The following is an 18,560-nucleotide window of genomic DNA, read 5'->3' on the forward strand; positions in this document are numbered from 1 at the left end:
CGTTTCATGAGCGACGTTTTCTACCACATCATCCGCCAAACTGGGCGGATAGAGGTAAGTGACGATCCACACAACCGGTGGAGAGAGCGATCCCGGGAACCTACAAAGTAGGTGGGCGCCGTATGAGAAAACCCACGGGTCTTCCCAGGGACAGCTCCCTAAGGATCGTTAAGGCCCCGGGGAAAATGTTCTCCTGCCGGGAAGCGCAGACCGCCAAGCCCAATATAGGCGGCTGGTCGGTCAAGCGCTAGTGACATGAGCCGATGTTTCCATTTCGATCTCACACGCTTTGGTCGCAGCCGGCTCGCCCTTGCACAGGTCAAGCAGCGTCCTTACGCTCGCGCTGACCAACCGAGGAGCAAGTATGCGTTTCGAAGGCACGGCGGCCTATGTCGCCGACAAGGATCTGATGGTGGCGGTGAACGCCGCGATCGCGCTGGAGCGGCCGTTGCTGGTCAAGGGCGAGCCGGGCACCGGCAAGACCGAGCTTGCCCGCCAGGTGGCATCGGCGCTCGGCCTCGACCTGATCGAATGGCACGTCAAGTCGACCACCCGTGCGCAGCAGGGACTGTATGAATATGATGCTGTCTCGCGGCTGCGCGACAGCCAGCTCGGCGATGCCAGGTTCAACGACATCAAAAACTACATCAAGCGCGGCAAGCTCTGGCACGCCTTCGCGGCCGGTAAGAAGGTCGTGCTGTTGATCGACGAGATCGACAAGGCCGATATCGAATTCCCCAACGACCTGCTGCAGGAACTCGACCGGATGGAGTTCTTCGTCTACGAAACCGGCGAAACGATCCGCGCCGCTGTGCGCCCCATCGTCATCATCACTTCCAACAATGAGAAGGAACTGCCCGACGCCTTCCTGCGCCGGTGCTTCTTCCACTACATCCGCTTTCCCGATGTCGACACGCTGCACAAAATCGTCGACGTGCACTATCCCGGCATAAAGCAGAATTTGGTGCGTGCTGCCCTGACCCAGTTCTACGAGATCCGCGATGTGCAGGGGTTGAAGAAGAAGCCGTCGACCTCCGAGGCGCTCGACTGGATCCGCCTGCTGGTCGCCGACGACATCGCACCCGAGGATCTGCGCGCCGACCCCAGGAGCGCGCTGCCGAAGCTGCACGGCGCACTGCTCAAGAACGAACAGGACGTGCATCTGTTTGAACGCCTGGCCTTCATGGCCAGACGGCAGGGGTGAGGATCGAGGGTTGGCTGACAGCTACGGGCGGCTTTGGCCGCTTACTCCGCGGGAGCAAACCCTCTCTCCTGCGGCGCGACGCGCTTCGGCCCGAAGATGACGAAGCCGATGACCGACAGGGCGAGAACGCCGATCCCGCAATAGAGCATGACCCAGCCGAAACCATTGACCAGCGCGGCATGCACGATGGCGCCGGATGGGTCGAGGGCTGCGAGCTTCGGCGTCCCCTGCGCAAGGCCCTCCAGATTGCCGGTGGCGACCCTTTCCGCCAGTGCCCGCAACTCATCCGGCTCCAAAGCCGCGCCGAGTGTGGCCCGCAGGTGGGAAACGATACCTTGCGTCAGCAGCAGGCCGAGCACCGCGATGTTGATAGCGAGCGTGATCAGGCGTGCGCTGATGTCGATGCCGGACGCCATGCCGGCACGATCCGGCGATACCGCGCCGGTCGTGGTATTGGTGGTCGGCGAATTGGTGAGACCGATGCCGATGCCGGCAATCAGCGTGCCGGGCAGCATGGTCAGCCAGGTGGCGCCCTCGAGCCTGGAGCCGATCCACATGGCGATGAAACCGATCCCTAGCGTCAGCAGACCGAGCGGGATGGCAATTCGTGCCTGATAGCGCGCGCGAATGCGCTCGGCGATCGGCGGCATCACCATGAAGGGCAGCGTGTAGACGAGCAACAGCAGGCCGGTCGTCGTGCTGTCATAGCCGAGAACGCCCGAATAATAGATCGGCAGATAGATGATGAACGGCCAGTAACTGAAATTCATGCCGATGGCGCCCATGATCGCGCCGGAAAACTGGCGGATGCGGAACGCGGAGAAATCGAACATCGGATAGGGATTGACCCTCTCGGCCACAAGGAAAGCGATGAACGCAGCCACGGAGGCTGATATCACGCCGATGCGGGCGCTGGTCCCGAGATCCGCACCTTGCGTGATCAGATAGGAAAAGCCGAACACCGCCGCCGACAGCGTCAGCATGCCGGCCCAGTCGAGCTTCTGGGCGTTGTGATCGCGCGATTGCGTGACACCGGCGCCGATAAAGGCGAGCGCCAGGATCGCCAGCGGCACGTGGATGAGGAACACCCATTGCCAGTTCGACAGCGCCACGATCAAGCCACCGATGGCGGGCCCGAAACCGAGCCCGATGCCTGAGACGACGCTCCAGGCGACGAAAGCCTTGCCGCGTTCGCGGCCGTCCTGGAACTGGTGAGACAGCACGGCGACGCTGCAGGTCAGCATCGCGCCGCCGGCGAGGCCTTGCAGGAAGCGGGCGGCTATCAGCAGTGCAGCACTCGGAGCCAGGCCGCACAGCAGCGAGGCGAGGCCGAAGGCGACGGTGGTGATCACCATCACGCTCTTGCGGCCGAAACGGTCGGCCAATGTCCCTGTCGCCATCAGCACTGTCGTGCAGGCGATGGTGTAGGCATTCATGATCCACTGCAAATCCCTGAAATTGCCGGCGAGCACGCTTTCCAGTTTCGGCAGGATCACCGGCACGCTGGAGATTTCGAGCCCGAACAGCAGCGACGCCAGGCACACGCCGGTGAGCGCTATGGTGTTTCGTTGAATTGGCATATCGATCTCTTTCCATCCGAGCATGAGGCGCTCTTCAAACCGCGACCAGTTTGAGATAGAGGAGACTCGACCATGAAAAAAGGCTATGCTCGGCTATATCAGAAATGACAAAACGGAATGATCGGCCCAATGGAGTGCTGCGATGACCAGTCTTGATGTGGACGCCGTACGAACCTTTGTGATGGTGGCCGATCTGCAGAGCTTCACCCAGGCGGCATCGGCGCTGGGCAGCACGCAGGCGACGATCAGCGTCAAGCTGCGCCGCCTTGAGGAGAAGCTCGGCGCGCGATTGATTGAAAGAACGCCGCGCCGCGTCAGCCTGTCGGCACGAGGCGCCGTCTTCCTCCCCGCCGCGCGTGACTTCCTTGCCGCGCACGAGCGCGCCATGGCGGAGTTTGCGTCAGCACCGTGCCGGCTTGCGCTCGGCTTTGTCGATCATGCCGCCGGTCCGGCGCTGTCCATTCTGATTGCCCAGCTCCATGCGCACGATCCATCGCTGACGCTCAGTTTGAGGATCGATACCAGCACGGTGCTCAAGGAAGCTTTCGATCACGGCGAGCTCGATGCAGTCATCGTGCACCGCGAAGGCGACAGCCGTCCTGGCCGGACCTTGTCGCGCAACCACTATGGCTGGTTCGCAGCACCTTCCTTCGAGTGGCAGCGCGGAACGCCGTTGCGCCTCGCGCTCTTAAGCACCGTGTGCAACTGTCCGGATCGTGTGCGGGCGGTCGAGGCGCTGGACAAAGCAGGCATCGCCTGGGAGGAGGCCTTCGTCGGCGGCGGCGGCGCGGCCGTCAACATTGCGATATCGGCGGGCTTTGCCGTTTCGGCGCTGGCTCACTGCGTCGCTCCGCCCGGCCTGATCGAGGTTGGCCGCAAGCTCGGCCTGCCGTCGCTTGACCCCTCCGAAGTGGTCCTGCATTCGCACAATCTGGCGCCGCGGGCGCGTGACGCGCTGCAAATGCTGGCGACCGCATTTCGCGAGTACAATTCGCCGGTGGATTAGGCGATGGTGTTTCCGATCTGATTCCGCCGGAATCCGATAAGGCTTTGGAGGAACCGAAATGACGGAGATCACCGTCCGCCCGCTGGCGCTGGCCGACCATGCCGACTGGCGGCGGCTGTGGACTGCCTACCTCACCTTCTACGAGACCAAGCTGCCGGACGAGGTCTACGACATCACCTGGAAACGACTGTTCACGGAAGGTGAATTCGAACCGAAGGGGTTTATCGCCACGCTCGACGGCAAGGCGGTCGGCCTGACCCATTATCTCTATCACCGCTCCGGCTGGTCGGAGAAAAACAACTGCTACCTGCAGGACCTGTTCGCCGACCCTGATGTGCGCGGCAAGGGCATCGGTGCGGCCCTCATTGAAGCGGTCAAGCAGGAAGCCGGCAAGATCGGCGTCAAGAACGTCTATTGGATGACCCACGAAACCAACGCCACAGCGCGCAAGCTCTACGACCATGTCGCGCGGCGGACAGGTTTTATCGAGTATGATCTGCTATGATGCGAGCGCGATCGAAATAACGCGGAAGGAGCCGAATGATCCGCTATGTCGGAATCGTGGATGGCAGTGACGGCGTTTGGGGAGTGCGGATGCCCTATCTCGCCGGCTGCCACGGGGCCGGCGCAAACCCGGCTGAAGCGATAGCCGATGCCGCGTCGGCTATGCGCGAATGGGGCGGAAGCCCGCATCGCAAAGCACTTGCCCATGCCCAACCCACGTACTGTGGCAAATCTTCTGCAATCCGGCGAAATCGACAGTGCCCGTGGCGACTCCGCCGTGACCGTTCGGCATAGATAACGGCCAACCATGTTCCTCCCCTTCTTTCTCGAACTAAAGGCCGCGCGGGTTCCCGTTTCGCTCAGGGAATATCTGTCGCTGCTGGAAGGGCTGGAGGCCGGGCTGGTCGACTATGACGTCCAGGGTTTTTACTACCTCGCCCGCGCCGCGCTTGTGAAGGACGAACGCCATATCGACCGCTTCGACCAGGTGTTTGCGCATGTCTTCAAGGGGATCGAGGCGCTCACCGGCCCCGATGCCGTCGGTGTCGCCAACATCCCTGAGGAATGGCTGCGCCGGCTCGCCGAAAAGCACCTGACCGAGGAAGAGAAGAAACTGATCGAGGCGCTCGGCGGTTTCGACAAGCTGATGGAGACACTGAAGCAGCGGCTGGAGGAGCAGAAAGGCCGCCATCAGGGCGGCTCGAAATGGATCGGCACCGGCGGCACTTCGCCTTTCGGCGCCTATGGCTACAATCCCGAAGGCGTGCGCATCGGCCAGCATGAAAGCCGCAATCGCCGTGCGGTGAAAGTCTGGGACAAGCGCGAGTTCAAAAATTTCGACGACGCCGTCGAGCTCGGCACCCGCAACATCAAGGTGGCGCTGAAGCGCCTGCGCCGCTGGGTGCGCGAGGGTGCGGAGGAAGAGTTCGACCTGCCCGGCACCATCCATGCCACCGCCGAGCACGGCTATCTCGATGTGCAGACGCGCCCCGAACGGCGCAACGCCGTGAAGCTCTTGATGTTCTTCGATGTCGGCGGCTCGATGGACGACCACATCAAAAGCGTCGAGGAGCTGTTTTCGGCCGCCCGCGCCGAATTCCGCCAGCTCGAATATTTCTACTTCCACAACTGCCTCTACGAGGGCGTCTGGAAGGACAACCGCCGCAGGCATGCCGAGACCATCCCGACCTTCGACCTGCTCCACAAATACGGCCCGGACTACAAGGTCATCGTCGTCGGCGACGCTTCGATGAGCCCTTACGAGATCGCGCATCCCGGCGGCTCGGTCGAGCATTGGAACCCGGAAGCCGGCAGCGTCTGGCTTGGCCGGCTGCTGCAGCAATGGCCGAATGCGGTCTGGCTGAACCCCGAAAACCAGAAAAACTGGGGCTTCACCCATTCGATCGCGATGATCCGCGATCTCTTCGGCGGCCGCATGTTCCCGCTGACGATGGCCGGGCTGGAAGCCGCGACCAAGCAGCTTTCACGCAAGCATTGATATGAGAGGAAAACCGATGACCTGCTTTCTTTGCCCGCAATGCGGCGTCCAGTTCGCGGCAACGCAGACCCCTCCAGAAAATTGCCCGATCTGCGAGGACGAGCGGCAATATGTGCGCTGGGAAGGCCAGGCCTGGATCACTGGGGAAGAACTCTCTGCCGGGCATAGGCTTGTGATGAAGGACGATGCCGGCGTTCTCGCTTTCGGCATCGAGCCGCGCTTTGCTATCGGCCAGCGGGCGCTGCTGGCGCAGACGCCGCACGGCAATGTGCTGTGGGATTGCATCTCGATGGTGAGCGACGAGGCGGTAGCCGAAATCAACCGTCGCGGCGGCCTGGCCGCGATCGCCATTTCGCACTGCCACTATTATTCGGTGATGGTCGAGTGGAGCGAGGCGTTTGGCGGCGTGCCGATCTATCTCCATGCCGACGACCGCCAGTGGATCATGCGGCCGCACAACGCCATCGTCAGCTGGGCGGGCGAGACGCTGGCCATAAACCCGTCGCTGACACTCGTGCGTTGCGGTGGCCATTTTGCCGGCGGCCAGGTGCTGCATTGGAAACGCGATGACGGTAACGCCCTGCTGTCCGGCGACATATTGCAGGTGACGCCGACGCGTCGCCATGTCAGCTTCATGTACAGCTATCCGAACTACATTCCGCTCAATGCGCCGGCCGTGCGACGCATCGCGGCGGCACTTGAGCCTTTCGAATTCGACGACATCTACGGCGCGTGGTGGCAGCAGAACATCATCGGCGGCGCAAGAACGGCATTTCATGCGTCGATCGCCCGCTATCTTCAGGCGATTGGGTAGGAGCTCGGCTGAAAATGCGAGCAAAACACGTAACAAACGCCTATCTCTAAGCGAATATAGCTTGCAACCAACAACAAGCCGCCAAGGCTGAGGAGATCAAATGGACACCCACACCTACCCTGTCACCCGCACCGACGCCGAATGGCGCGCCCGCCTGACGCCCGAGCAATATGCGGTCATGCGCGGCCATGGCACCGAACGGCCCGGAAGCTGCGCGCTGCTCTACGAAAAGCGCGCCGGCACCTTTTCCTGCGTCGGCTGCGACCAGCCGCTGTTCGAATCCAAGCTCAAGTTCGAGAGCGGCACCGGCTGGCCGAGCTTCAATGATCCGGTGCCCGGTTCGGTCGAAAACACCGTCGACCGCAGCTACGGCATGGTCCGCACCGAATGCCACTGCGCCCGCTGCGGCAGCCATCTCGGCCATGTCTTCGAGGACGGCCCGCCGCCGACCGGCCTGCGCTATTGCATCAACGGCGTGGCGCTGAAATTCGAGCCGGCGGCTTAAGCCGCGGCTTGACCACCATCTTCAAAGGGCGGCTTCGGCCGCCCTTTTTCGTGTCAATCTTCTCAGACAACCACCACCAGGATCAGCCAAAGCGTAGCCCCGAGCGTCATCAACGAAGCCTTGGCGCCACTGGATTTTTCCGTGGTTCGCCAGACGGCAAAGGTCAGAAAGATGTTGTAGGGCACGGGCGCGAAATGCACCGCCAGGACGACGGCGAGCGGCAGTTTCAAGCCGAGCAGAATGAGCGCGGCCACCGACGAGGTGATGTTGATCGCCGTGCCGACAAGGACTAGATCGCGCCAGAACAACCGCTCGACCGGAACCGCGCCTTGCCAGCGCGAGCCGAAGAAGGATCCGATGCTTTGCACCAACACCTGATAGCTATCCCTCTCTCAGCACGTCGGTGACGGCGCGCTCGAAGCGCGAGCATTCCGTCACCAGCCAGTCGGCCATGGCCGGCCAGTTGTCCTCGGCATAGCAGTTCACCCGCCACATCGAATTGATGCCGAGGGCCTCGCAGCTCTGCTCCGGCCTGAGCTTCAGCCTGTCTTCGATTGCCGGTTGGAACGGCTTCAGCCGCGACCAGACCCCGGTCGCGCCGAACTTCTCGTTACGGCCGAAAAAGACGCCAACTTGGCTTTGCGCCGGCGCGACATACATGGACAGGACCAGAGCGAAGTCGGGCAGCCCGCGCTGCCAGAACCAGGGTCCGCGCCGCGCCATGGAAGCGCGTTCCTCCGGATGCCGTTCGGCGAACAGCGCCCAGAAGCTGCGTTGGCGGAATTCAGAGGCGCGGCGGGCGCCGAAGTCGAATTCGCTCATGGTTCGATGCCCGTTCCAGCATCATTCCTTGGCCCGAGACTGTTTCGAATTCGCTCTGGCGATATCAGCCGGAGTAGAATTTCCAGACAGCCTTACACCATGCCGAGCGCGGCCTTGTAGAGATCGAGGATGGTTTCCTCTTCCTGGCGCTCGGCCTGGTCCTTCTTGCGCAGCCGGATGATCGACCGCATCGCCTTGGTGTCGAAGCCGGTGCCCTTGGCCTCGGCGAACACTTCCTTGATGTCGTCGGCGATGGTCTTCTTTTCTTCCTCGAGCCGCTCGATGCGCTCGATGAAGGCGCGCAACTGGCCGGCGGCAACAGTCTGGCTGGTATCTGTGATGTCGTCGGCCATGTTTTTTCTCCGCTACTTTTTCGCACCGCGATTCTGGCGCGGTAAATTGGGAGCGGGTTCGATGCCCGAGCAGGCGCGGCGGGTCAAGCCATTATCGGCGCTTCGTGAACGGCTGCTGCCAGCCGTCCCCAGTGTGATGGATCCGCGCGTCAGCCAAACGCGATCAACAGATCCTTCGCATCGATCTGATCGCCGGCCTTGACCAGCACTTCGGCCACTGTGCCGTCGCGCTCGGCATGCAGGGCCGTCTCCATCTTCATGGCTTCGATCGACAACAGCACGTCGCCGGCCTTGACAGCTTGGCCGGCGGCAACCGAAAGGGCGGAGACCACGCCCGGCATCGGCGCGCCGACATGCGCCTCGTTGCCGGGCTCGGCCTTGCGCCGAGCCTTGGCCGCCGAGGCGCCATGCGCCCTGTCCGGCACCCGGACACGGCGCGGCTGGCCGTTGAGCTCGAAGAACACGGTGACCATGCCCTTCTCATCGACGTCGCCGATCGCAAGGCAGCGCACTACAAGCGTCTTGCCTTTTTCGATGTCCAGGAAGATCTCATCCTCGGACTTCATGCCGTAGAAATAGGTCGGCGTCGGCAGCACACTGACCGGCCCGTAGGTTTCCTGCGCGGCGGCGAAGTCGGTGAACACCTTCGGATACATCAGCCAGGAGGCGAATTCGTACTCCGAGAGCTTGCGCTCCAGCTTCTGCTCGATCTCCTTGCGGCTGGCCTTGAGGTCGGCTGGCTTGAGCAGCGAGCCCGGCCGTACGGTGATCGGCTTGGTTTCCTTCAATGCCTTCTTCTGCAGCTTCGCAGGCCAGCCGCCGGGCGACTGGCCGAGATCGCCGCGCAGCATCGAGACGACCGAGTCCGGGAAGGCGATGTCCTTGGCCGGGTTTTCGACGTCGGCAACGGTCAGATCCTGGCTCACCATCATCAGCGCCATGTCGCCGACCACCTTGGACGACGGCGTCACCTTGACGATGTCACCGAACATCAAATTGACGTCGTGATAGGCTTGTGCCACCTCGTGCCAACGCGTTTCCAGCCCCAGCGAACGCGCCTGTTCCTTGAGGTTGGTGAACTGGCCGCCCGGCATTTCGTGCAGATAGACTTCCGAGGCTGGCCCCTTGAGGTCGCTTTCGAAGGCGGCATACTGGTTGCGCACCGCTTCCCAGTAGAAGGAGATTTTGCGGATCCATTGCGGATCGAGGCCGGGATCGCGCTCGGTTCCCTTCAGCGCCTCGACGATCGAGCCCAGGCAAGGCTGCGAGGTGTTGCCGGAGAAGGAATCCATCGCCGCGTCGATGGCGTCGACGCCGCTTTCCACGCCGGCCAGCACCGTCGCCGCCGACAGGCCTGACGTGTCGTGGGTGTGGAAATGGATCGGCAGGTCGGTCGCCTCGCGCAGCGCCTTGAACAGCACGCGGGCGGCAGCCGGCTTCAAAAGCCCGGCCATGTCCTTGACGGCGATGATATGGGCGCCGGCGGCCTGCAATTCCTTCGCCAGCCCGACATAATATTTAAGGTCGTATTTGGCGCGCGCCGGATCGAGGATGTCGCCGGTGTAGCAGATCGCCGCTTCGACCAGCTTGCCCTCGGCGCCCACCGCGTCCATGGCGACGCGCATATTCTCGACCCAGTTCAGGCAGTCGAATACGCGGAACAGGTCGACGCCGCCGGCCGCCGCATGGCTGACGAAATGTTGCACCACATTGTCGGGATAGTTGGTGTAGCCGACGCCGTTGGCGCCGCGCAGAAGCATCTGCAGCAAAAGGTTGGGGGCCGCTTCGCGCACTTTGCTCAGCCGCTCCCACGGATCCTCGGTCAGGAAGCGCATGGCGACGTCGAAAGTGGCGCCGCCCCAGCATTCCAGCGACAGCAGCCGCGGCAGCGCCCGCGCATAGGTGCCGGCAATGCCGGCAATGTCATGCGTACGCATGCGGGTGGCGAGCAGCGACTGGTGGCCGTCGCGCATCGTCGTGTCGGTGACCAGCACCTCTTTTTGCTCACGCATCCAGGCAGCGAATTTCTCCGGCCCCAGCGTGTCGAGCTTCTGCTTGCTGCCATCAGGCACATTGCCGTTGAGATAGGGCACGACGGGCGCTGCCGCATCGGCCTTGGGCATCGGACGGCCGCGGGTTTCGGGATGGCCGTTGACGCTGACGTCGGCCAGATAGTTGAGCAGCTTGGTGGCTCGATCCTGCCGCTTCACCTGCGCGAACAGCTCCGGCGTCGTGTCGATGAACCTGGTCGTGTAGGAATTGTCGGCGAAGCGCGGGTGGTTGATGATTGCCTCGAGGAAGGTGAGGTTGGTCGCCACGCCGCGGATGCGGAACTCGCGCAAGGCCCGGTTCATGCGGGCGATCGCCTCGGCCGGTGTCGGGGCCCAGGCAGTCACCTTCTCCAGCAGCGGATCGTAAAAGCGGGTGATGACCGCGCCCGAATAGGCGGTGCCGCCGTCGAGGCGGATGCCGAAACCGGCGGCTTCGCGATAAGCGGTGATGCGGCCGTAGTCCGGAATGAAACTATGCTCCGGATCCTCGGTCGTTATGCGGCACTGCAGCGCGTGACCGTTCAGCCTGATATCGGCCTGCGCCGGCACGCCCGACTCTTTCGTGCCGATGGCAAAGCCTTCCAGTATGTGGATCTGCGCCTTGACGATGTCGATGCCGGTCACCTGCTCGGTGACGGTGTGCTCGACCTGGATGCGCGGATTGACCTCGATGAAGTAGAATTTGCCGGTGTCGGCGTCCTGCAGGAATTCCACCGTACCGGCGCCGATATAGCTGGTCTCCCGCGCGATCTTGAGCGCATAGCCGCAAAGCTCCTGGCGCAATACCTCGCTGAGATAGGGCGCCGGCGCCCGTTCGACGACCTTCTGGTTGCGGCGCTGGATCGAGCAGTCGCGCTCGAACAGATGTACAGCGTTGCCATGCGTGTCGCCGAGCACCTGGACTTCGACATGGCGGGCGCGCTCGATCAGCTTTTCGAGATAGACCTCGTCCTTGCCGAAGGCGGCCTTGGCCTCGCGCTTGCCTTCCATCACCTCGCGGGCGAGGTCGGCTTCCGTGCGGATGGCGCGCATGCCGCGCCCGCCGCCGCCCCATGATGCCTTGAGCATCACCGGATAGCCGACTGTCTTGGCGAGCTGCTTGACTGCTTCCATGTCGTCCGGCAGCGGTTCGGTTGCCGGCACCACCGGCACGCCAACCTCGATGGCCAGATTGCGCGCGGCGACCTTGTTGCCGAGCCGGCGCATCGTGTCGGGCTTCGGTCCGATGAAGGTGATGCCGGCCTCGGCGCAGGCATCTGCGAATTCAGGGCTTTCCGACAGGAGGCCATAGCCCGGGTGGATGGCGTCGGCGCCGGACAGCCTGGCGACCCGGATCACTTCCTCGATCGACAGATAGCTTTCGATCGGCCCCATGTCCCTGGCCAGATGCGGCCCGCGCCCGACTTGGTAGCTTTCATCGGCCTTGAACCGATGAAGTGAATATTTGTCCTCCTCGGCCCAGATCGCCACGGTTTTGAGGCCGAGCTCGTTTGCCGCGCGAAAGACGCGGATGGCAATTTCGGACCTGTTGGCGACGAGGATCTTCGTGATGGCCAAGGAAGGAGGCTCCGGACAGGGAGGGATGGGGCGGAGGCATGATTAACGCGAAAATGCTGCAGTGCAACCAAAATCGAGGAGAGATTAAACCGATTTAAATGCGATTCTAGCACCACGGCTCGAAAAGCTGCGTGCGATTGGCGCCGCGAGGTGACGCTAATTGTCGTGCCCGCACAAATTCGACCCCGGCTAACGGCTTGTCCAGCCACCCTCGCTGCCGCCCTGTCACCAACAAAAATGCCCGGCGCGAGCGCCGGGCATTCCATAGAGCTGCGTTTCGAATTACGACTTCGGGAACCAGGAGATCTTGCCGTCCGGACCCTTCTTCCATTCGTACATGATGTAGCCCGGGAGCTTCGGATCGCCCTTCGCGTCATAGGCGAGATCGCCCAGAACGGTCTTGAACGGGCCCTTCTCGTGCAGCGCCTTGGCCACTTCCACGGGGTCGTTCGACTTGGCCACGGCAGCAGCCTCGGCGATCACCTGCATGGCGGCGTAGGAGTAGAGAGTGTAGGCTTCCGGCTCGAAGCCCTGAGCGCGGAACTTCTCGACCAGTGCCTTGTTCTCGGGGATCAGGCGCGGATCGGGACCGAAGGTGTTGAGCGTGCCGATAACCGCATCGCCGGCGATCGCAGCCAGCTCGTCGGTGACGATGCCGTCGCCCGACATCAGGGTAGCCTTGAGGCCCTGGTCCGCCGACTGGCGGATGATCAGGCCGGCTTCGGTATGCAGGCCGCCCCAATAGATCAGGGTAACACCGGCATCCTTCATCTTGGCAATCAGCGCCGAGAAGTCCTTGTCGCCGACATTGACGCCTTCGTACATGACTTCGGTCAGGCCGGCTGCGTTCATCGCCTTCTTGGTCTCGTCGGCAAGGCCCTGACCATAGGGGGTCTTGTCGTGGATGACGGCAACCTTGGCGTCCTTGAAGTTGGTCGCGATATAGCCGCCGGCGATGCCGCCCTGCTGGTCATCGCGTCCGCAGGTGCGGAACACGTTCCACAGGCCGCGCTCGGTGAATTTCGGGTTGGTCGCCGCAGGCGTCACTTCGACGATGTTGTTGTCGACGTAGACTTCCTGCGAAACCGGGATCGAGACGCCCGAGTTGAAGTGGCCGATCACGAACTTCACGCCGTCGCCGACGAACTTGTTGCCGACCGAAATGCCCTGCTTCGGATCGGAGACGTCGTCGCCGACTTCGAGCTTGATCTGCTCGCCGTTCATGCCGCCTGCTGCGTTGATGTCGGCAACGGCCGCTTCCGCACCCTTCTGCAGCTGCGCACCGAAGGCCGCATTCGGACCGGTGATCGGACCTGCGACGCCGACGATAACGTCAGCCCATGCATTGCCACCGAACGCGACAAGCGCGGTCAGGGCAACGGCGGACAAAAGTGATTTCTTCATTTAAACGCTCCCATTTACGAGGTGGGCGTGGATGAAACTTTCATGCGATGCCCACCCTTATCGCAGAAAGCGTACTTTGCCGATTTTCAGGCCCTTGTCACGCCGATTCATCCCCGGAACGGCGTTAATGATGAACGTCAACCTTTCGGTTTCCAGCTTAAGATCGAAGCCCGTTCGTAAAGCCAATTATACTGCGTCACCATCTGGTTCGTACGCGTGTATTGATAGCCGACAAACCCCAATATCATGAGCACGATTGTGTCCACGACATAGTATTGCAGCGAAAACATCGTGCCGCCGAACAAGGCATGATGGATGAACCTGATGCCGATGCCGAGACCCAGCAGATAGGCGAACAGCGCCGGCAGGCTGCGCCATGTCTGGGCGCTAGCCTTGCCGGTCATCCATGCCGCCCAGCCGCCGAGCAGACAGGTGACGAAGAAGAACTGCCAGATGGAAGGTTCCTCGTGAAGAATGCCTTGCATGATGAAGACTCCTAGCATGATCCCGAAAAGTTGCAGACTTTTCGGACAAAGGTCATGCGACAAACAAACAAGTTGGAGCGGAATACCGTATGCATACATTCCGCTCCAAAATCAGTGATGGCCGCCTTCGAGATAGGCCGCCCGCACTTCCGGATTGGCGAGCAATTCCTTGCCTGTGCCGCTCATGGTCACGTTGCCGTTGACCATGACATAGCCGCGCGTGGCGAGTTTGAGCGCGCCGAAGGCGTTCTGCTCGACCAGGAACACGGTCAGCCCTTGCGTGCGGTTCAGCTCGCGGATGGCATCGAAGATCTGCTTGACGATCAGCGGCGCCAGACCCAGTGACGGCTCGTCGAGCAGCAGCAGCTTCGGCCGCGCCATCAGCGCACGTCCGATCGACAGCATCTGCTGCTCGCCGCCCGACAGCGTGCCGCCGCGCTGGGCAATGCGCTCCTTGAGGCGCGGGAACAGCGCGAACACCTTCTCGGCATCTTCGTCATAGTGCTTGAGATTGTCGAGACCGGCGCCCATCTGCAGGTTTTCCATCACCGTCATGCGCGGGAAAATGCGCCTGCCTTCCGGCGACTGCGCAATGCGCATGCGGGCGATCTCGTGCGTCGGCATCTGGGTGATGTCGGTGCCGGCGAAAGTGATTGAGCCGGCACGAGCGCGCGGCGCACCGAAGATGGTCATCATCAGCGTCGACTTGCCGGCACCGTTCGCACCGATCAGCGCGACGATCTCGCCCTGGTTGACGTGGACATCGACGCCGTTCAGCGCCTTGATGTTGCCGTAGTAGGTCTCGACGCCCTTGATGTCGAGCAGCGTTGTCTCGGCCATCACTTACGCCCTCCGCGCGGCTTGCCTGTCGGGGATTTGGTGGCCGCCGGCTTGGACTTGGCTGTCAGACGCTCGGACGGTGCTCTTGGCGCGGAGTTGGCTCTTGTATCGTATTGGGTGGCTTTTGAAGCTCCCTTCGACACTGTGACCCGCTCGCCCTGGCTGTGGCCGATCGTGTCGCTTACCGGGCCGGCGAGATAGGAAGACGATGTGCCTGGTCCGTGAGCCGAATCCGGCCCGATGTCCAGCTGCTCGATGACGTCTTCATCGCCAACCTCGGTCAGCACCGTCTCGACCTCCTCGTCGTCGACGCCGAGATAGGCGGCGATGACGCGCGGGTCGGTACGCACCGATTGCGGGCTGCCGTCGGAAATCTTGCGGCCATATTCAAGCACCACGACATGGTCGGAAATCTGCATGACCACCGACATGTCATGTTCGATCAGCAGGATCGAGGTACTGCTCTTGATGTCCATCAGCAGCGAATTCAGCGCAGCCGACTCCTTCGGATTGAGACCGGCCGCAGGCTCGTCGAGGCACAGAAGTTCGGGCCCTGTGCACATGGCGCGCGCAATCTCGAGGCGCCGCTGCGCGCCATAGGGCAGGTCGCCGGCCGGATCGTCGGCGCGATCGACAAGATCGGCCTTCTCCAGCCAGTGCTTGGCAAGCTCCACCGATTCAGCCGAGGCTCTGCGGTAGCCGCCGATCCCGAACAGGCCCAGGATCGTATAGCCGGATGCCTTCATCAGCTTGTTGTGCTGGGCAACCAGCAGATTCTCCAGCAGCGTCATGCCCGAGAACAGGCGGATGTTCTGGAAGGTGCGCGCCACCTTGGCGCGCGCCGGGATCTCATGATTGGGCAGCCGTTCGAGCAGGAAGCTCGAGCCGTCGGCCCGGTTGAGCGTAATCATGCCTTCCGACGGCTTGTAGAAGCCGGTGATGCAATTGAAGACGGTGGTCTTGCCGGCGCCATTGGGTCCGATCAGAGCGGTGATCTCGCCGCGCTTGGCCTGGAACGACAGATCGCCGATGGCGATCAGGCCGCCGAACTTCATCGAAAGATGCTCGACCTGGAGGATGGCGTCTTTCATACCCGGATTGGTCTTCTGAATGGAGGTCGCGCTCATCAGCCGTGCCCTTCCTTGGTGAAGGAGGAGGAGACCGCTTTTCGTTCACTGAGGAAGGCCGTCGGTTCACGGCTGCCGACAAAGCCGCGCGGCTTCCACAGCATTACGATGACCATCGCCATGCCGAACAAAAGCATGCGGTAAAGCTCCGGCGTGAAATCTTTTCCGAAGACACTTTTCAGGAAATCGAGTTCGCGCAGTGCCTCGGTGCCGCCGATCATCACCAGCGCGGCGACCGCGATGCCGACCAGCGAGCCCATGCCGCCGAGCACCACGATGGCCAGGATGATCGCCGATTCCAGGAAGACGAAGGATTCAGGGCTGACGAAGCCTTGCCGTGCGGCGAAGAAGGCGCCGGCAAAACCGCCGAACATGGCGCCGGTGGCAAAGGCGGTGAGCTTGGTGGTGGTGGTGTTGATGCCAAGCGAGCGGCAGGCAATCTCGTCCTCGCGCAGCGCTTCCCAGGCGCGGCCGACAGGCATGCGCCTGAGCCTGATGGTGACGAAGGCGGTCAGCAGCGCCAGCCCGAGAATGAGATAGTAGAGGAAGATCTTGTAGTAGGCGCTCGACTGGGCGATGTGCAGCACCTTGCCGATGTAGTTCGGGTCGGTCGAATTGAACGTCATCAGGCCGAAGAAGGTGACCTTCGGGATGCCGGAGATGCCGGCCGAGCCGTTGGTGACTTCACGCCAGTTGATCAGCACCAGGCGGATGATCTCGCCGAAGGCCAGCGTCACGATCGCCAGGTAATCGCCACGAAGCCTGAGCACCGGAAAGCCGAGCATAACGCCCCAGAAGGCGGCCATGGCGCCGGCGGCGGGCAGCAGGATCCAGAACGACAGGCCGTATTGCGAACCGAGCAACGCATAGGCATAGGCACCGACCGCGTAAAAGGCGACGTAGCCGAGATCGAGCAGGCCGGCGAGGCCGACGACGATGTTCAGCCCCCAGGCCAGCATCACATAGATCAGGATCTGGATGCCGAAATTGTCGACCCACTTCAACGAGCCCTGCAGGCCGCCGGTTATCGACCACGCGTAGATCGACAGCACCACGACGACGAGGATCGGGTATAGCACCAGCGCCGCAATCCCGAGCTTGGTGAAATTGGCGTGGATGAAGGAGCGGAAATAGAAGATCACGCAAGCGAGCGCGTAAATGACGGCCAATGCGCGCAGGAACTGAAGGTAGCCGGCCAGATCGGGTCCCACCAACACCGGCAGGGCGCTGCCGAACGCAACCAGGACAACCGCCAGCACAACGGCGACGATGAAGGCCGGAAGCAGGAAGAAGCGCGACGCGACGCTCGCCGGCAACAGGCCGGTGGCGACATTGGTGATCTTCTGATTGGCCATGAACGGCTGGCCATATGCAATGTAGAAGAAGCGGCCAAGCATGGTCAGCACGACCACGGTGATGAGCAGCAACCAGCGCTGCACCAGGATCAGCTGGTTGCTTATGTTCTGGTCGGTCTTCAGGCCGATGAAGAGAATGAACAACCCCAGCGAGATGGCGCCGGCATAGAACGCTTCGCGCAATGCACGCTGCACGGGGGAGGCGACGGTGTCGCGCTCCGAGGATACGGAAACCGCCATTGTCTCAGACCTTTTCGACTTCTGGCCGGCCCAAAATGCCGGAAGGCAGGAAGATCAGCACGATCGCCAGGATCGAGAACGCCGCGACGTCCTTGTAGTCGATCGAGAAATACGCCGACCACATGCTCTCGATGAAGCCGATCAAAAGCCCGCCAAGCACCGCGCCCGGCAGAGACCCGATGCCGCCGAGAACGGCCGCGGTGAAGGCCTTGACCCCCGGCACAAAGCCGTCGGAAAAGGCGATGACGCCGTAATACATCAGGAACAACGTGCCCGCGACGGCCGCAAGCGCTGCACCCATGATAAAGGTGATCGAGATCGTACGGTCGACATCGACACCGAGCAGCGCCGCCATCTTGCGGTCCTGCTCGCACGCCCTTTGCGCCCGGCCGAGGGAAGTCCTGTTGACCAGGTACCAGAACAGCGCCAGCAGCAGGGCGGTGACGACGACGATGATGATCTGCTTCAGCGACACGCTGATGCCGTTGATGTTGTAGACTTGGCTGACCATCGGCGGGATCGGCTTGTTGCGCGGACCTTGCGTCACCTGGATGAAGTTCGACAGCGCGATCGACATGCCGATGGCGGTGATCAGCGGCGCCAGCCGGAACGAACCGCGCAGCGGCCGGTAGGCCACCTTCTCGATCGTCCAGTTGTAGAGGCTGGTGAGCAGCATCGCCACGATCATCATGATCAGCAGCGCCAGGACGACCGGGACCGAATAGAACAAGGAGCCGAGGATGAGGAAGACAACGAGGGCGGCGAATGCCCCGACCATGAAAATGTCGCCGTGGGCGAAGTTGATCATGCCGATGATGCCGTAGACCATCGTGTAGCCGATTGCGATCAGCCCATAGATCGATCCCAGCGTCAGCCCATTGATAAGCTGCTGGACAAAGTACTGCATGTGTACATGGCTCCCCTGGAATGTCGCCCATGCAGACGCATTCCTTTTCGTATTTCCCCTAGTCGTAAAGTTTCGAGCCCGGATTGCAACGTGATTTTTCAAACGTCGAGCGTGTTTTGCCGGCACGCCTTCCGATTGCCCGTTTTTTTGCTCCCGACCCCTGGACTATCGCGGACCCTATCATTGGCATAACGCAATGTCTTTGACGATTCAGCCGGGCCAGCGACCTCATTTCGAAAAAATCCCGGTCAAAATTCGGCGATGAGACGAATCCTTGCGTTGTTGGCGGGCTTCGTTTTTTAGCCACA

General features: G+C 62.0%; 16 protein-coding genes, 1 other RNA gene and 1 pseudogene. 6 read left to right on the top strand and 12 right to left on the bottom strand.

Features of this window, described 5'->3' with window-relative positions; translation table 11 throughout:
- Positions 1–59: 59 nt before the first annotated feature.
- Positions 60–215, bottom strand: a non-coding RNA gene (ssrS, locus tag NKI64_RS02825) — 6S RNA.
- A gap of 149 nt (positions 216–364) precedes the next feature.
- On the opposite strand from ssrS, the gene NKI64_RS02830 reads away from it, so the two are divergent.
- Positions 365–1,204, top strand: coding sequence for an AAA family ATPase (locus NKI64_RS02830; RefSeq protein WP_023700255.1), 840 nt, complete (start codon positions 365–367; stop codon positions 1,202–1,204).
- Between the two features lie 41 nt (positions 1,205–1,245).
- Here the strand turns inward: NKI64_RS02830 and NKI64_RS02835 are convergent, their stop codons facing one another.
- The gene (locus NKI64_RS02835) at positions 1,246–2,784 is read right to left on the bottom strand and encodes an MFS transporter (RefSeq protein ID WP_023700254.1); all 1,539 of its coding nucleotides are present in this window, start codon (positions 2,782–2,784) and stop codon (positions 1,246–1,248) included.
- Between the two features lie 142 nt (positions 2,785–2,926).
- Between NKI64_RS02835 and NKI64_RS02840 the strand changes: the two genes are divergently transcribed.
- The 5 genes from NKI64_RS02840 (at position 2,927) to msrB (ending at position 7,111) form a co-directional block, all read left to right on the top strand.
- Positions 2,927–3,790, top strand: coding sequence for a LysR family transcriptional regulator (locus NKI64_RS02840; RefSeq protein WP_023698426.1), 864 nt, complete (start codon positions 2,927–2,929; stop codon positions 3,788–3,790).
- Between the two features lie 58 nt (positions 3,791–3,848).
- Positions 3,849–4,295 carry a GNAT family N-acetyltransferase gene (locus NKI64_RS02845; RefSeq protein WP_023668728.1) on the top strand — a complete coding sequence of 149 codons (447 nt, stop codon included), beginning with the start codon at positions 3,849–3,851 and terminating at the stop codon, positions 4,293–4,295.
- A 306-nt stretch (positions 4,296–4,601) separates the two neighbouring features.
- A complete protein-coding gene (locus tag NKI64_RS02850) occupies positions 4,602–5,792 on the top strand; it encodes a vWA domain-containing protein (RefSeq protein ID WP_023700253.1) in 1,191 nt (396 codons plus the stop codon).
- A 16-nt stretch (positions 5,793–5,808) separates the two neighbouring features.
- The gene (locus tag NKI64_RS02855; RefSeq protein WP_023684142.1) at positions 5,809–6,606 is read left to right on the top strand and encodes an MBL fold metallo-hydrolase; all 798 of its coding nucleotides are present in this window, start codon (positions 5,809–5,811) and stop codon (positions 6,604–6,606) included.
- Positions 6,607–6,706: 100 nt separating this feature from the next.
- Positions 6,707–7,111 carry a peptide-methionine (R)-S-oxide reductase MsrB gene (gene msrB / locus NKI64_RS02860; RefSeq protein WP_013529102.1) on the top strand — a complete coding sequence of 135 codons (405 nt, stop codon included), beginning with the start codon at positions 6,707–6,709 and terminating at the stop codon, positions 7,109–7,111.
- Between the two features lie 62 nt (positions 7,112–7,173).
- On the opposite strand, the gene NKI64_RS02865 is transcribed toward msrB, so the two are convergent.
- The 10 genes and pseudogenes from NKI64_RS02865 to NKI64_RS02910 all read right to left on the bottom strand — a co-directional run bounded on the left by NKI64_RS02865 (position 7,174) and on the right by NKI64_RS02910 (position 18,252).
- Positions 7,174–7,485, bottom strand: a complete 312-nt coding sequence (locus NKI64_RS02865; RefSeq protein ID WP_031196451.1) for a hypothetical protein — start codon at positions 7,483–7,485, stop codon at positions 7,174–7,176.
- A 7-nt stretch (positions 7,486–7,492) separates the two neighbouring features.
- Complete coding sequence (locus NKI64_RS02870; RefSeq protein ID WP_023694568.1) at positions 7,493–7,933, bottom strand: hypothetical protein; 441 nt, start codon at positions 7,931–7,933, stop codon at positions 7,493–7,495.
- A 92-nt stretch (positions 7,934–8,025) separates the two neighbouring features.
- On the bottom strand, positions 8,026–8,286 hold the full coding sequence (locus tag NKI64_RS02875) for a DUF2312 domain-containing protein (RefSeq protein ID WP_023668722.1): 261 nt from the start codon (positions 8,284–8,286) through the stop codon (positions 8,026–8,028).
- A 149-nt stretch (positions 8,287–8,435) separates the two neighbouring features.
- A complete protein-coding gene (gene pyc, locus NKI64_RS02880) occupies positions 8,436–11,894 on the bottom strand; it encodes a pyruvate carboxylase (protein ID WP_352666420.1) in 3,459 nt (1,152 codons plus the stop codon).
- Between the two features lie 282 nt (positions 11,895–12,176).
- Positions 12,177–13,298 carry a branched-chain amino acid ABC transporter substrate-binding protein gene (locus NKI64_RS02885; RefSeq protein ID WP_023668720.1) on the bottom strand — a complete coding sequence of 374 codons (1,122 nt, stop codon included), beginning with the start codon at positions 13,296–13,298 and terminating at the stop codon, positions 12,177–12,179.
- A 137-nt stretch (positions 13,299–13,435) separates the two neighbouring features.
- Positions 13,436–13,783, bottom strand: a complete 348-nt coding sequence (locus NKI64_RS02890; RefSeq protein ID WP_023668719.1) for a DUF6867 family protein — start codon at positions 13,781–13,783, stop codon at positions 13,436–13,438.
- 111 nt (positions 13,784–13,894) lie between these two features.
- Complete coding sequence (locus NKI64_RS02895; RefSeq protein ID WP_023668718.1) at positions 13,895–14,623, bottom strand: ABC transporter ATP-binding protein; 729 nt, start codon at positions 14,621–14,623, stop codon at positions 13,895–13,897.
- Between the two features lie 20 nt (positions 14,624–14,643).
- Positions 14,644–15,750 (bottom strand): annotated as a pseudogene (locus tag NKI64_RS02900) (ABC transporter ATP-binding protein); the annotation flags it as partial.
- Positions 15,750–17,345 carry a high-affinity branched-chain amino acid ABC transporter permease LivM gene (gene livM, locus NKI64_RS02905; protein ID WP_023668716.1) on the bottom strand — a complete coding sequence of 532 codons (1,596 nt, stop codon included), beginning with the start codon at positions 17,343–17,345 and terminating at the stop codon, positions 15,750–15,752. The gene livM and the pseudogene NKI64_RS02900, both read right to left, overlap by 1 nt.
- Positions 17,346–17,349: 4 nt before the next feature.
- On the bottom strand, positions 17,350–18,252 hold the full coding sequence (locus tag NKI64_RS02910) for a branched-chain amino acid ABC transporter permease (protein WP_023668715.1): 903 nt from the start codon (positions 18,250–18,252) through the stop codon (positions 17,350–17,352).
- Between the last annotated feature and the right edge of the window lie 308 nt (positions 18,253–18,560).

It is taken from the genome of Mesorhizobium sp. M0478, assembly GCF_040321305.1.
Taxonomy (GTDB): Bacteria; Pseudomonadota; Alphaproteobacteria; order Rhizobiales; family Rhizobiaceae; genus Mesorhizobium.

What these genes read in the sequence shown, in the direction of transcription:
- NKI64_RS02895 (WP_023668718.1), bottom strand. Translation starts at nt 14,623, where the DNA reads ATGGCCGAGACAACGCTGCTCGACATCAAGGGCGTCGAGACCTACTAC.
- NKI64_RS02890 (WP_023668719.1), bottom strand. Translation starts at nt 13,783, where the DNA reads ATGCAAGGCATTCTTCACGAGGAACCTTCCATCTGGCAGTTCTTCTTC.
- NKI64_RS02870 (WP_023694568.1), bottom strand. Translation starts at nt 7,933, where the DNA reads ATGAGCGAATTCGACTTCGGCGCCCGCCGCGCCTCTGAATTCCGCCAA.
- NKI64_RS02840 (WP_023698426.1), top strand. Translation starts at nt 2,927, where the DNA reads ATGACCAGTCTTGATGTGGACGCCGTACGAACCTTTGTGATGGTGGCC.
- msrB (WP_013529102.1), top strand. Translation starts at nt 6,707, where the DNA reads ATGGACACCCACACCTACCCTGTCACCCGCACCGACGCCGAATGGCGC.
- NKI64_RS02855 (WP_023684142.1), top strand. Translation starts at nt 5,809, where the DNA reads ATGACCTGCTTTCTTTGCCCGCAATGCGGCGTCCAGTTCGCGGCAACG.
- NKI64_RS02875 (WP_023668722.1), bottom strand. Translation starts at nt 8,286, where the DNA reads ATGGCCGACGACATCACAGATACCAGCCAGACTGTTGCCGCCGGCCAG.
- livM (WP_023668716.1), bottom strand. Translation starts at nt 17,345, where the DNA reads ATGGCGGTTTCCGTATCCTCGGAGCGCGACACCGTCGCCTCCCCCGTG.
- NKI64_RS02835 (WP_023700254.1), bottom strand. Translation starts at nt 2,784, where the DNA reads ATGCCAATTCAACGAAACACCATAGCGCTCACCGGCGTGTGCCTGGCG.
- NKI64_RS02910 (WP_023668715.1), bottom strand. Translation starts at nt 18,252, where the DNA reads ATGCAGTACTTTGTCCAGCAGCTTATCAATGGGCTGACGCTGGGATCG.
- NKI64_RS02845 (WP_023668728.1), top strand. Translation starts at nt 3,849, where the DNA reads ATGACGGAGATCACCGTCCGCCCGCTGGCGCTGGCCGACCATGCCGAC.
- NKI64_RS02885 (WP_023668720.1), bottom strand. Translation starts at nt 13,298, where the DNA reads ATGAAGAAATCACTTTTGTCCGCCGTTGCCCTGACCGCGCTTGTCGCG.
- NKI64_RS02850 (WP_023700253.1), top strand. Translation starts at nt 4,602, where the DNA reads ATGTTCCTCCCCTTCTTTCTCGAACTAAAGGCCGCGCGGGTTCCCGTT.
- NKI64_RS02830 (WP_023700255.1), top strand. Translation starts at nt 365, where the DNA reads ATGCGTTTCGAAGGCACGGCGGCCTATGTCGCCGACAAGGATCTGATG.